Source organism: uncultured Campylobacter sp. (genome assembly GCF_938030815.1).
Lineage (GTDB): Bacteria > Campylobacterota > Campylobacteria > Campylobacterales > Campylobacteraceae > Campylobacter_B.
Genome location: NZ_CALHII010000077.1, coordinates 17,959 through 30,843 on the forward strand (window position 1 = coordinate 17,959; position 12,885 = coordinate 30,843).

The window sequence follows — 12,885 nt, forward strand, 5'->3', positions numbered from 1 at the left end:
CTGAAGCAAATTTTAAATCTAAGGAAAGCCATGCAAATATTAAGACAAAAGCACTTTAGCGGCGAGCGCGCGCTGTTCGGCGCAAAGGATCTGCGGATCGAAAATTCCGTCTTCGGCGAGGGCGAGTCGCCGCTAAAACACAGCGCAAATATCGTCGCGCAAAACTGTAAATTTGAGTGGAAATATCCGTTTTGGTACGCCGAAAATATCCGCGCGCAGGACTGCTTATTCGACGAGGTCGCGCGCGCAGGGATCTGGTATAGCCGCGGCGTAGTGCTAAAAGACTGCCTCTACGGCGCGCCCAAGGGGCTTCGCCGCGTAAAAGATGCCGCGCTGCAAAATGTAGAATTTGCTGATGCGCAAGAGACCTTGTGGCACTGCAGCGACGTCATGCTAAAAAACGTCACCGCAAAGGGCGCGTATTTCGGGCTTGATTGTGAAAACTTAAGTATCGAAAATCTATCGCTCTTCGGAGATTACTGCTTTGACGGCTGCAGAAACGTAACGATCAAAAACTCCAAGCTTCTATCCAAGGACGCGTTTTGGAACTGCGAAAATATCCTCATCGAGGACTGCTTCATCGCGGGCGAATACTTCGGCTGGAATTCTAAAAACGTAACGCTGCGAAACTGCAAGATCGAGAGCCTGCAGGGCTTTTGCTATATGCAAAATTTACTCTTGCAAGACTGCGAGCTGATAAATACTACGCTAGCGTTTGAATACAGCGACGTCCGTGCCGAGATAAAAGGCGCAATCGATAGCGTCAAAAATCCGAGCAGCGGGCTAATCCGCGCGGCAAGCATCGGCGAGCTGATCCTAGACGGCGCAACGGACGCGTCTAAAACTGAAATCATTACTGAATTAAGGGCGTAAGATGGGACTTTTTGATTTTATAAGCGGCAAGGAGAAATACGACTTCGACACCCTGCCGAATCGCCGCGGCACGAAGTCGCTTAAATGGGATGTAGGCGAGAATGAGCTTCCGATGTGGGTCGCGGATATGGACTTTGCCGTAGCGCCCGAGATCATCGAGGCTCTGCAAAAGCGGCTAAATGAGCGGGTTTTGGGCTATTCGCTTGTGGATGATGAATGGCGCAGCGCGTATCAAGGCTGGTGGCTCGCGCGACACGATTATGAAATCCAAAAGGAGTGGTTGATCTATGCAAATGGCACGCTGCCCGCGATTGATTCGATCATCCGCAAACTCACATCGCCCGCCGAAAATGTGCTACTGATGAGCCCGGTTTATAACTGCTTTTACTACTGCATCAAAAACGCCGCCCGCGTGCCTGTGGAGAATGAGCTTGCCTATGCTAACGGCGATTATAGCATCGATTGGGAGGATCTGCAGGCTAAGCTCGCCGATCCGCAGACGACGCTTTTTATCCTTTGCAACCCGCACAATCCGGTCGGCCGCACCTTTAGCAGGGACGATCTTGCCCACATCGGCGAGCTGTGCGAGAAGCACGGCGTGACGGTGCTTAGCGATGAGGTTCATTGCGATCTGACCGAGCCGGGCGTGCGCTACACGCCATTTGCCGCGGCAAGTAAGAGCTGCGAGAGGATCTCGGCTAGTATAATCGCGCCAACCAAGGCGTTTAACATCGCGGGGCTGCAAAGCGCGGCGGTCTTTACCGCAGATAAGCGCTTGCGTCATAAAATTTTAAAGGCGCTAAATTCCGACGACATCGCCGAGCCGAATTTTTTCGCAGTGCAGGGCGCGATCGCCGCATTTACGAAGGGTGCGCCGTGGCTGGACGCGCTGCGCGAATACCTCAGCGAAAATCGCAAATTCGCGGCGGAATTTATCGCCCGCGAGCTTCCGCAGGTGCGCGTCGTGCCTCAAGACGCGACCTATCTGATGTGGCTTGATGCGGGCGCTTACACGCAGGATAGCGCAGAGCTTGCGCGCTTCATCCGCGAAAAAACGGGGCTGTATCTCTCCTGCGGCGCGCAATACGGCAAGGGCGGCGAGAAATTTTTGCGCCTAAATATCGCGACCTCTAGGGCGCTGCTAAAAGACGGGCTAGGGCGGCTGAAAGAGGCGCTAAAGATCTGCCCGCATTAAACGAGCTGCGGCGCGATAGCGGCGAAATTTAAAATTTAAAGCGGCGGAGTAAATTTTAAAATTTATCGCAGCAGGGCGCGAGCTTTGCGCTAAATTTGGCGGCGATCAGGCTGCGGCGCGCGAATGTTTAAATTTACGCGCGGCAAAAACCGGCGCTTAAATGCGCTACAAAAGGCGGATTATGGATAGGAACGGCGATTTAGAGGAACTTTACCTGCTTGAAAAGCAGCGTGAAAAGTTCGCGCGCATTAGTAAGCTTGTCTCATTTTTGATAACCCTGCTGCTGCTCGGGCTTTACCTGTTTTTAAATACCAGGGCGGAGCCCATCTCGTTTGATACAAACTGGCTTATAATCGCGCTTTTCATCATCTTTCCCCTCTTAAACGGGCTGCTTTACCGCCTATTTCACAGCTTTAGCTTTGGCAAAAACGGCGGCGCGCAGCGCGCAAATTTTGATAAATTTAGCAGCTTTGATACGGCGCAAGATGCAGGCGCATTAGGGCAGGGCGCAGCGCAAAACGGGCAAATTTTAAGAGCCGATACAAACGAAGGGCAGGTATTAAAAGCTGAAATAGGCGAGGGCGGCGGCTCCAGAGGCGGCGATAGCCGTATATCCTCTACTTACGGAGGGTTTGAGCCCAAAGCCGCCGAAAGAGAAGGCAGGGGCGAAAAAGACGGCGAGACCCAGTCAAAATTTAACTTTCTAGCCGATCTGCAGAGCCTGGAGGATGAGCGCGCGGCGCTGCAAAAATCGGTGAAAAAGGCCGGTCTAATCGCCGCTGTCGTAGGGACCGGCGTGGGCGCACTGGTGGCGCGCTTTTGGGGCGAAGCGGCGGTCGGCGTATTTTTCGGCGTGGCTGTTTACGGCGTCGTGAGCGCTCTTTTGACGGCGAGCAAAAGACGGAATTTTAGATCAAATTTTAAAAACAAGGTCGTCGCGAGTATCACAAAAAGCTTCGGGCTTAGCTACGATGAAAGCGGCGGGCTTACAGCAGATGAGTTTTTTGAAATTTACGACTGCTACATAAACGAACAATCTAGCGAGGATATGATGAGCGGGGAGGTGCAGGGCGTGCGCGTGAGATTTAGCGACTTTTACGCCGCCGAAAAGGTGCGCACCAAAAACGGCACTCGCACCGACGTCAAATTTCAAGGAGTGCTTTTCGTCGCGGACTTTCACAAAAGGCTTAACTGCGAGGTGCGGGTGTGTCACAAAAACTCGCGAAATCTACGCAAATACGGGCAGCGAGCGAATATGGACGACGTGAAATTTGAGGAGTTTTTCGACGTCTATACGACCGATCAAGTGGGCGCTAGATACGCTTTGACGCCGCTTTTGATGCAGCGACTGACGGAGGTCTATCTAAGGCTGGGCTCGCAGATAAACGCGGTGCTAAGGGAGGATAAAATTTACGTGGCGATCGAGACCTGGCGCGATAATTTCGAGCCTAGAATCGACTGCTCGCTAAAGCAGGACGCCACGATAGAGCTTTACGTAGATGAGATCGGCGCGCTTGTGGGTATCGTGAGCGAGCTAAATTTGAACCGCAAAATTTGGAGCGAATGAGGTGAGCGGCGGCGCAGTAGAGTATGGCAGAGGCGGCGAGCTACATACAGCCGCGACGGCGCACAGATAGGACATAACGCGCGGGATCGTAGGCTTTGGTGGCAGTGGCACAGATGTGCCGTGTAACTGAACGTGGAAATGGATGCGTTGCGCGGATCGTGCGTTTGGCTCTTAAATCGGTACGGGAAATTTAGCCCGCGCAGAATTTACGAGCCGCCTTGAGCCGATAAAATTTTATAAATTCCCGATTCGTTTAACGAGCAAGCGCTTGCGATTTATCATTGCTCGCACGGCAAAATTTTTATCGCGCGAGCAGTTTGCATTAGAATTCTACTATCGCTTGAAATTTTACGCCGCCGCGCGCAACTTAAATTTTGCCGCGACGATCCGCGCTAGGCTGCGTTTCGGTTCAGCTAAAATTTACTCGGCGGCAAATTCGCCGCGTGGAAGCAAAACTTTGCCGCTAGATCGATAAATTTAGCTAGCTTATAGAAGCGCTTGCCGCCTATGGGCGTTTACAGCCGCCGTTCAGTGAAGAGAAGATACGGCGGCTCGTCGCTGCGAAGTTGCAGGGCTTGATAATTGCCCTGCTAAATTAGACGGCGAATCAAAATTTATAGCTTCCCACCCTCGATTACGACATCGTCAGCCTTGATGTCGTCGCCGTATATAGGTGCTAGCGTCGCATCGTAGTCGGCGTGGAAAAATTTCTCGTCTGCGAGCTTTACGATTAGATCGTCAAGCCATTTGCGAAGCTCGTCGTTGCCCTTTTTGACCGCAGGCGCAATGACATCCTGATCGCCGAGCGAGCGGATGCCTACCTTAAAGCCAGGGTTTGATTTCGTCCATGCAAACAAAAGCGTATTATCATGCGCGATCGCATCGCCTCTGCGGTCCAGCATCGCACCGAAAGTCTCGGTATTTTGGTCAAATTTTAAAAGCTTGATCTCGGGGTGATTTTTCGTAAAATACAGATCCGCGGTCGTGCCTTTGTTTATTAAAAGCGTTTTGTCCTTAAGCTGCGAAACGTCGGTAATATCGCCATTCGGGCTCGCGACGCCGAGAGCTACCTTCATATACGGTAGCGCGAAATCCACGACCTCTTTGCGCTCCGGCGTGACGGTGAAATTTGCAAGCGTGATATCGACTTTGTCGGACGCCAAAAATTCCGCGCGATTGGCGGCCTCTACGAGTACGAACTGCACCTTGCTCTCATCGCCCAAAAGCTCCTTTGCGATACGTTTTGCAAAATACACGTCGTATCCCGCGTTTTTGCCCGCCTCGTCGATGTAGCCAAACGGCGGCTTGTCGCCGAAAACGGCGATCCTTACTACGCCGCGCTTTTTAACTCCGTCTATATAGCTTTGCGGAGCGGCGGAGCCTTGCGCGGAATTTGAGGAGCCTTTGCTCTCGTCGTTGCAACCTGCGAAAAATAACGCACCTAAGATAAAAAGCGTGCTTAGCGTTTTTTTCATCTTTTCTCCTTTATTAAAATTTATTTTTTAAATTCGAACATATTTAGAAATTTCTTCGCGCGCTCGCTCTTTGGAGCGGTAAAAAACGCCTCCGGTTCGTTAATCTCCACGATGCTTCCCTCGTCCATAAAAACTATGCGATCGGCTACGGCGCGCGCAAAGCCCATCTCGTGCGTTACGATTAGCATAGTCTGCCCCTCTTTGGCGAGATTTAGCATTACGTCGAGCACCTCGCGCACGATCTCGGGATCAAGTGCTGCGGTAACCTCGTCAAAAAGCATGATCTTGGGCTTCATCACAAGGCTTCGCACGATCGCGATACGCTGCTTCTGCCCGCCGCTAAGCTCTTTGGGATAGGAATTTTCCTTATCCGCAAGGCCTACGATCTTTAGCCATTCGCGCGCTAGAGTTATCGCTTCCTCTTTCGGGACGTTTTGTACTTTCATCGGGCCCAGGATTATGTTATGCAGCACGCTAAGATGATCGAAAAGCTCGTAGCTTTGAAAGACCATACCGATCTTTTGTCTGATCCTGCGCCACTCTTTGAAATTTTGATCGATCCGCTCGCCCTCGATTATAAAATTTCCGCTTTGTACCGGCTCTAGCCCGTTGATCGTGCGAAGTAGGGTGCTTTTGCCGCAGCCGCTAGGACCCAGGATCACTACGACCTCGCCCTGCGCGACGCTAAGGCTGACGTCCTTTAGTGCGTGCAGCTCGCCGTAAAATTTATTGACTTTATCGATTTTTAAAATTTCCATCAGCTCCACCTATTTTCTAGTTTTTTCGAAAGCACCGAGATCGGATAGCAGATCAAAAAATATACGAAAAATATCGCTCCGTAGATGATTAGCGGCGCGTAATTGTCGCGGAAGACATTCACTTCGATGATCTGCTGTCCGACCTTAACGAGCTCGATAACGCCGATGAGTACGGCGATCGAGGTTGTTTTTATCATCCTGCTGAATAAATTTATCGTTGCAGGCACTAGGCGCCTCATCGCAAGCGGCAGGATGACGTAGAGATAAATTTGAGATCTGCTAAACGCGAGCGCTTCGGCGCTTTCGAACTGATGCTTAGGGATGCTAAGTACGGCGCCGCGCACCAGATCCATCATCTCAAAAACGCCCCAGATGCTAAAGACGATGATCGAAGCCGCGATATTTGAGATGTGGATGCCAAATGCCTTGCTTGCGCCGAAATATACGATGAATAGCCAAACGATGGGCGGCATTATGCGCACGATCTCTAGGCAAATTTTAAGCGGGATGTATAAAGCTCTGCGCCCCGAGGCCATTAAAATTCCAAGTACCAAGCCTAGCACGAGTGAAACCGCGATCGAGATAAGCGCGATTTGCAGCGTGACCCCAAGCCCGCCAAGAAGCCTGATTAAATTTTCGCCGCCGAATAGTTCCATCGCTAGCCTCTCATATACGCAAGGCGCTTTTCAAGCAGCGTAAGTGCGAGCGAAAGTGGCAGGATTATGATCAGATACGAAACGCTTAGCATAAACAGTGCCTCGTTCGTCTTGTAATACAGCCCGATCACGTCCTTTGCGGCATAAACGAGATCGGCGAGTGCGACGATGCTAACGATCGAGGTTTCTTTGAGTAGGAATATGATATTTGCGCTGATGGAGGGCAGGGCGATCGCAAAGGCGCGCGGCAGCACGACGTAAAACACTATCTGTGCTTCGCTTAGCCCCAGGCTCATCGCGCTTTCGATCTGGGATTTTTTTATCGCCTCAAAACCGAGCCTAAAGCTCTCGCTCATATAGCTTCCGCCCAAAAACGCAAGCCCTACGATCGCGCAGGTAAAGCCCGAAATTTGAACGCCGAGCTTCGGCAGGCCGTAGTATAGAAAAAATAGCTGAATTAAAAGCGGAGTGTTGCGAGATAGCTCGATATATGCGCTCACAAGCGGGCTTAGCAGCGGCAATCTTTTATATTTTATCAGAGTGCAGATAAAACCGATGATGATGGATAGTAAAATCCCGTAAAATGCGAGCTTCAGCGTTAAAATTCCCGCCTTTACGAACATCGGGCTAAATTTAGCTATAAAATCAAAATCCATAAATTCTTCTTTCCGTAAAATATGCATATTATACAGATAACTGATTAAAATAGTATTAAATCAGAATTTTTTTATAAAAATTCCGAAAATTTAGGAGTTTAAAAATATATCTTATAAATATATTTAGTCCGAGTAGATACCCGGACTATAGAATTTTGACGGAATTTTACGAGTAAAAAATATACGCGTATCCCGAAACCAAAATCGCGGAAACCACTGCTAAAATTCCGCCACTCCGCACCATTTCCGCCTGGCGAATGCGTCCCGTTCCAAAAACCAAAGCATTCGGCGGCGTCGCTACCGGCATTACGAAAGCGCAGCTCGCGCCTACGCCTATGATGATCGTAAGAGTTTCTTTCGGTAGCCCCATTTGAGCCGCCACTCCCGCAAATACTGGTACCAAAAGCGCCGCTGAAGCGGTATTGCTTGTAAATTCCGTAAGGCAGATGATGAAAACTGCCGTTACCAAAAGTACGATGTAAGTAGGCGCTCCGCCGAAAGTGTGCGCGACTAGATCGCCAAGCACCTTAGAAGCTCCGGAATCGCCTAAAACCGCACTTAAAGTAAGTCCGCCGCCAAAAAGCAGCAGCACGCCCCATTCGGTGTTTTCGGCGATGTCGTGCCATTTAGCAAGCCCTAGTATGACGATTACGACTGCCGAGCAGATGGCGACGTAAGCATCATCCACTTTAAAGCCCACAAGGGCTGAAATTTGCTTTGAAAATATCCAGCCAAGCGCTGTTAGAGCAAATACGATGATCGTAATAATACGCTCGCGCGTCCAAGGGATATGCTCCAGATCCATCTCTATTTTATGGCTTAAATTCGGCTTGAAAATTATATAAAGCACCACAAGCATTATTGGTAGCATCACGCACATTAGCGGCAAACCTACCTTCATCCAGTCCGCGAAGCTGTAGTGCAAGGCTTGAGCCACGATTAAATTTGGCGGAGATCCCACGAGCGTGCCCAGACCTCCGATGCTTGCAGAATACGCGATGCCTAAAAGCAAAAACACAAGCGTGCCGCGATCTTTGCTCTCGTCCATGTTGGCGCAAATTCCAAGCGCGATCGGAAGCATCATCGCAGCAGTTGCGGTGTTTGAAACCCACATCGAAAGGATCGCCGTAGCAAGGCAGATTAAAATCGCAGCTACACCCAAGCGGCCGCCTGCGCGGGCGATTAGCCACATCGCGATCTTTTTATCGAGCTTTTGCATATGCAGAGCCGTTGCCAGAGCAAAACCGCCGAAAAAGGTAAAGATCGTAGGGTTTGCAAAATTTGCAAGCGTGCTTTTGATGGTGGCAGCCGTGAAAGTGCCATCTTTAGCAAATTTGCCAAGTCCGATAGCTACCGCAAGCACCGGCACCATAAGCGCGGTTACCGTGATATGCACGGCCTCTGTAAGCCACATAATCGCGATGAAAGCAAGCAGCGCAAGGCCTTTTTTGACATTAGGCTCAAATGGTAACGCGGCATATAGAGCAAAGCCCACTGCAGCAGCAATCGCCATAATGATGACGCCGCGCTTAGGAAACGGCACGGTGTCGGTGAGCCTGTCTAAACCCAGCTCGTCTACGTCTGAGTCTAGCGGCCCTTGTAAGCGGGAGTTGCGTAATTCCACTTTGTGTTCTTCCATAGATACTCCTTTTTTGGATTTGGCTTATGATACAAAAATGAGGCGGGAATTTTATAAATTCCAAATCAAATCGTCTTAAATTTTTAAAAGTGCAGTTACTATCGGTAACACGGCACTTATCTCGTGTGTAAATTTTAAATTATACATAAAAACGAACAACTAAGTAAGCGCTTTAAATTTCATCACAGATTATTTTTTAATGACACCCGACATTAAATTTGCTAACTGCCTAAGGGAGGCGGTGTAGAATTTCGTCGAATTTCATCTAGGCAATCGAGATAAAATTTTATCCAAGGCGAGTGAGATAAAATTCCAAGTCTTGTCGCGAAATTCATCGAAATTTCAAAAAAAGGATATTATAATCAACAAATTTTAAACGCGCTTATGAGCGAGCTTGGCGGAAGACGCTTAAAGATAGCAAGCGGTAAAATGGCAAAAGCGGCGGCGGTGGAAAGCCCGAAATTATAAATTGTAAGGAGAAAATGTGAAAAACAAAATTTTAATCGCGGCGCTTGCCGCTGCGGTGTGCGCAAGCTCAAGCTTCGGCGAGGGGATATTTTTAAGTATCGAGGGAGATTACTCTTTTAAATCCAGCATCACTACTAAATGGTCTGACGAGGACGATTCTGGCACGAATAAAGATAATAAGGGGCAGGCTGCGCTCGGCTTTAAAGGCGGCTACGATTTCGGTATAGCTAGGGCGTACGGCGAGTACTTGTATGATTTCAAAGCTTCGAAAACTGGCACTGACGAGGACATCATATTTAAACACGAGTGGAATAAGCATAGCTTGCTCGTAGGCGGGGATTTTACGCCTGAGATTACAAACGGCTTTAAACTCGTAGCGGGCGCTTATACGGGAGTTTCATTTATGAGGTATAAAAACGAAAGCTCTTTTTCTTTACCTGGATATGCCTATTCCAATTCCTACAAGGCGAATTTAAACGGCTGGGTAATCGGCGCAAAGCTAGGTGGACTATATAGCTTTGATGAGCATAACGAGATTGAGTTTGGCTACAAGGCGGACTACACGAGATACAAGGCTAGTAAGCTCGGAGAGGATATAGATAAAGCCTACGAGACCAATCATGGACTATATTTAGGATACAACTTTAAATTCTAAAAATTCTAATGTGCTAGCGCAGGATGGAGCGAACGAACTCTCGCTCCATCCGTTTTAAATTCCAAATAATTATTAGACGTCAAATCGCAGGATTGTTTAATCCGAAATTTGCGAGCAATTCAGATGCAATTATATGATAATCAAGGGTGCTGCCGATACTAGACGTAAAATTTTACCCACTCGTACATACAAAATTTCAAATATATTCACGCAAGCTTGGCTCGTATTTTTGGTGCTATCTGGTAAGCGCTTAAATTGATGGAATTTATGAAATTTTACTCAATCTGCTTTTTTCTAAGAATCGTTATAATTTCAAGTTGAAAAAGCGGAATTTTATCAATGTCTCCATTTGCCACTTTAAATTTGTTTCATAATTGCTTCGGATATCTCACGACCCCTAGTTCGAGTACGACACAGAAAATGCTATTTTGCTTTATGGAAATCTCGCATTTACATCTTCGGGATTAGCACTTAAATTTTTGCGGTAAAAATTCTAAAACTACTGCGTCTAAGAATTTTGACGTTTTAAAGCATTAAATTTTTACGATTTTAAGATTAGTTGCAACCGTAGAATTTTGCCTTTATAAATTCATGGTAAAAGCAGTGGCGCTTGTTCTTGCGGATTTAGATACCAGATTTATCCACAAGCGCTACGCTTTTACTAAAATTTTATCTTTATCAAAATTTTAAAATTTCAATCGCGGTTATTAAAATGCTTCGGCGCAAACATAAATTTCTAGCTGCTTCGCTATATTTTGTAAGCTAGCTCGGAGTTTTAAAATAGCAAGTCGTCGTGCCTGCTATTTGCCAAAAACCCTAGCGAAAATCGCGTCTACGTTTTTAGTGTAATATCTGTAGTCAAAGCACTCTTTGATCTCGCTTTCGCTTAGCTTTTCTCGCAGCTTTGTATCTGCGAGCAGATTTTGTAAAAATAGGCTATGTCCTTGCTCATCTATAGCTTTTTTGCCCTCTTGCAGATCCGCCCAGACCTTCATCGCATTACGCTGCACGATTTTATAAGCATCCTCTCTGCTAACTCCTCGTTTAGGCAGCTCTAGCAGCACGCGCTGCGAAAACACGAGCCCACCAGTTAAATTTAGATTTCTCATCATATTTTCGGGATATACGAGCAGTCTTTCGATCAAGCTTGTCAAGCGATTTAGCATAAAATCGGCGGTTATAAAGCCGTCGGGGAGGATAAATCGCTCGACTGAGCTATGGCTGATGTCGCGTTCGTGCCATAGCGCTACGTCCTCCATCGCGGGTATTGCGAAGCTACGGATCATACGGCATAGCCCCGTTACGTTTTCGCTAAGCACAGGATTTCGTTTGTGTGGCATCGCAGAGCTGCCCTTTTGTCCTGGGCTAAAAAATTCCTCTGCCTCATAAACCTCGGTGCGTTGATAGTGGCGGATTGCGATAGCGATCTTTTCGCAGCTGGAAGCCAGGATCGCAAGTGCGCTCATTACCTGCGCGTAGCGATCGCGCTGGATGACTTGATTGGACGCGGGAGCGGGCTTTAACCCCAGATATTCGCACACTAGCTCTTCCAGCTCTAGTGGAGCGTGGGCGAAATTCCCCATCGCACCGCTTATTTTGCCGTAGCTGATAACGCTTTTTGCGTGTTGTAAAAGCTCTAGCGCGCGATTTATCTCATCATGCCAGACTGCAAGCACGAGTCCGAAAGTGATCGGCTCGCCGTGGATACCGTGGCTGCGCCCGACCATCAGTGTCATTTTATGCTTCATGGCTTGAGATTTTATCGCAGCTTTTAAATTTTGTACATCCTCAATGATAAGCTCCATGCTTTCTTTGATTTGTAGCGCAACGGCGGTATCGATGCAATCGCTGCTAGTCATGCCGTAATGCACGAAGCGGCTCTCCTGCCCAAGGCTCTCACTCACGCTCGTTAGAAATGCAATCACGTCGTGCTTGGTGGTCTTTTCGATCTCATCTATCCGCTCGATCCTAAAGCTTGCGTTTTGTAGAATTTTATCTTTATCGCAGTCGCTTATTAAACCTAGCTTATTCCACGCTTTAACCGCCGCGAGCTCGACTTTTAGCCACGCGTCGTATTTGGCTTGCAAGCTCCATTTTTCAGACATCTCTTTTCTTGCGTATCTTTCGACCATTTTAGTAGCCTTTCGGTTAGAATTTCTTGTATAATGATGGCAAAAATTATATAAAAATGGGGCTGAAAGTTTAATATGGGTTATGAGAAAAGAAGCTTGGGGAGCTTTGAGGGGCGCAAAATTTACGAAATTCTGCTTAGCCTCGGATACGATATGAAATCCGCGCAGCGCATCTGTGACAAGCACCGCGTAACCGATGCAGAGGATCGAAATTTACATAAAAGCTCCGTCGCGCACGGAGAAATTTTTTTGATCGATTACAAATGCGAGCCGCGCGGACTGAAGCCGATCTTTGAGTGCGATGCGTTTGCGGCATTTGACAAGCCGAGTGGAATTTTAAGCCATCCGAGCGGGCGCAACTCGCCTTATAATATGTATGACGAGATCTGGTCGCTATACGGGCAGGACGCGTGCGTGGCGCACAGGCTTGATTTAGAAACCAGCGGAATTCTTATCGTCGCTAAGGATAAAGACGCGGCGCGCGAGCTTAAAGAGTGCTTCGAACAGCGTAGGGTGATGAAAAGCTATCTAGCGCTCGTACGAGGGGATTTGCAAAGTGCTGCTTGCAATGGTGAGATAGAGAATTGCTATGCGCTAGGTTCGTATGAAATTTGCAGATCAAAATTTGCGGACGATGCTGTGAGTTTACCAGATAACGTATCGGATCTGCGCGATATGCGAGCTTTAAAAGGGGCAGGCGATAAATTTGGATTTAATATCTTGTCTAATAGTGCGAGTAGGAGATTATGGTGCGATGCTCTATCTGACGGCATGCAAGCTAAATTTGAATTTGGCGCTTCTGCTGGCGATG

12 protein-coding genes are annotated in these 12,885 nt (G+C 48.1%); 6 read left to right on the forward strand and 6 right to left on the reverse strand.

What is annotated here, in order from left to right; genetic code table 11:
- Positions 1-30: 30 nt before the first annotated feature.
- The 3 genes from Q0277_RS02895 (at position 31) to Q0277_RS02905 (ending at position 3,635) form a co-directional block, all read left to right on the forward strand.
- Positions 31-873, forward strand: a complete 843-nt coding sequence (locus Q0277_RS02895; RefSeq protein ID WP_297995400.1) for a DUF3737 family protein — start codon at positions 31-33, stop codon at positions 871-873.
- 1 nt (position 874) lies between these two features.
- Positions 875-2,068 (forward strand): MalY/PatB family protein, encoded by a 1,194-nt coding sequence (locus Q0277_RS02900; protein WP_297995402.1) that lies wholly within the window; start codon positions 875-877, stop codon positions 2,066-2,068.
- A 181-nt stretch (positions 2,069-2,249) separates the two neighbouring features.
- The gene (locus Q0277_RS02905) at positions 2,250-3,635 is read left to right on the forward strand and encodes a DUF3137 domain-containing protein (RefSeq protein ID WP_297995405.1); all 1,386 of its coding nucleotides are present in this window, start codon (positions 2,250-2,252) and stop codon (positions 3,633-3,635) included.
- Between the two features lie 614 nt (positions 3,636-4,249).
- Here Q0277_RS02905 and Q0277_RS02910 read toward each other — a convergent pair.
- From Q0277_RS02910 to Q0277_RS02930, 5 genes are all read right to left on the reverse strand, one after another.
- On the reverse strand, positions 4,250-5,110 hold the full coding sequence (locus Q0277_RS02910; RefSeq protein ID WP_297995407.1) for a cysteine ABC transporter substrate-binding protein: 861 nt from the start codon (positions 5,108-5,110) through the stop codon (positions 4,250-4,252).
- Between the two features lie 20 nt (positions 5,111-5,130).
- Entirely contained in the window at positions 5,131-5,868 is a 738-nt protein-coding gene (locus tag Q0277_RS02915) for an amino acid ABC transporter ATP-binding protein (RefSeq protein WP_297995410.1), read from the reverse strand.
- Positions 5,868-6,524 (reverse strand): amino acid ABC transporter permease, encoded by a 657-nt coding sequence (locus Q0277_RS02920; protein WP_297995412.1) that lies wholly within the window; start codon positions 6,522-6,524, stop codon positions 5,868-5,870. Before Q0277_RS02920 ends, Q0277_RS02915 begins: the two co-directional genes overlap by 1 nt.
- Positions 6,525-6,526: 2 nt before the next feature.
- Complete coding sequence (locus Q0277_RS02925) at positions 6,527-7,180, reverse strand: amino acid ABC transporter permease (RefSeq protein WP_291938807.1); 654 nt, start codon at positions 7,178-7,180, stop codon at positions 6,527-6,529.
- A 166-nt stretch (positions 7,181-7,346) separates the two neighbouring features.
- Positions 7,347-8,693, reverse strand: coding sequence for a DASS family sodium-coupled anion symporter (locus Q0277_RS02930; RefSeq protein WP_297995427.1), 1,347 nt, complete (start codon positions 8,691-8,693; stop codon positions 7,347-7,349).
- Positions 8,694-9,303: 610 nt separating this feature from the next.
- On the opposite strand from Q0277_RS02930, the gene Q0277_RS02935 reads away from it, so the two are divergent.
- Both Q0277_RS02935 and Q0277_RS02940 read left to right on the forward strand, forming a co-directional pair.
- Positions 9,304-9,942 (forward strand): outer membrane beta-barrel protein, encoded by a 639-nt coding sequence (locus tag Q0277_RS02935; protein WP_297995414.1) that lies wholly within the window; start codon positions 9,304-9,306, stop codon positions 9,940-9,942.
- Between the two features lie 133 nt (positions 9,943-10,075).
- The gene (locus tag Q0277_RS02940; protein WP_297995418.1) at positions 10,076-10,201 is read left to right on the forward strand and encodes a hypothetical protein; all 126 of its coding nucleotides are present in this window, start codon (positions 10,076-10,078) and stop codon (positions 10,199-10,201) included.
- Between the two features lie 541 nt (positions 10,202-10,742).
- On the opposite strand, the gene purB is transcribed toward Q0277_RS02940, so the two are convergent.
- Positions 10,743-12,074 carry an adenylosuccinate lyase gene (purB, locus tag Q0277_RS02945; protein ID WP_297995420.1) on the reverse strand — a complete coding sequence of 444 codons (1,332 nt, stop codon included), beginning with the start codon at positions 12,072-12,074 and terminating at the stop codon, positions 10,743-10,745.
- A gap of 75 nt (positions 12,075-12,149) precedes the next feature.
- Between purB and Q0277_RS02950 the strand changes: the two genes are divergently transcribed.
- Positions 12,150-12,885 (forward strand): pseudouridine synthase (locus Q0277_RS02950; RefSeq protein WP_297995423.1); only part of this gene is annotated, 736 nt, incomplete at its 3' end.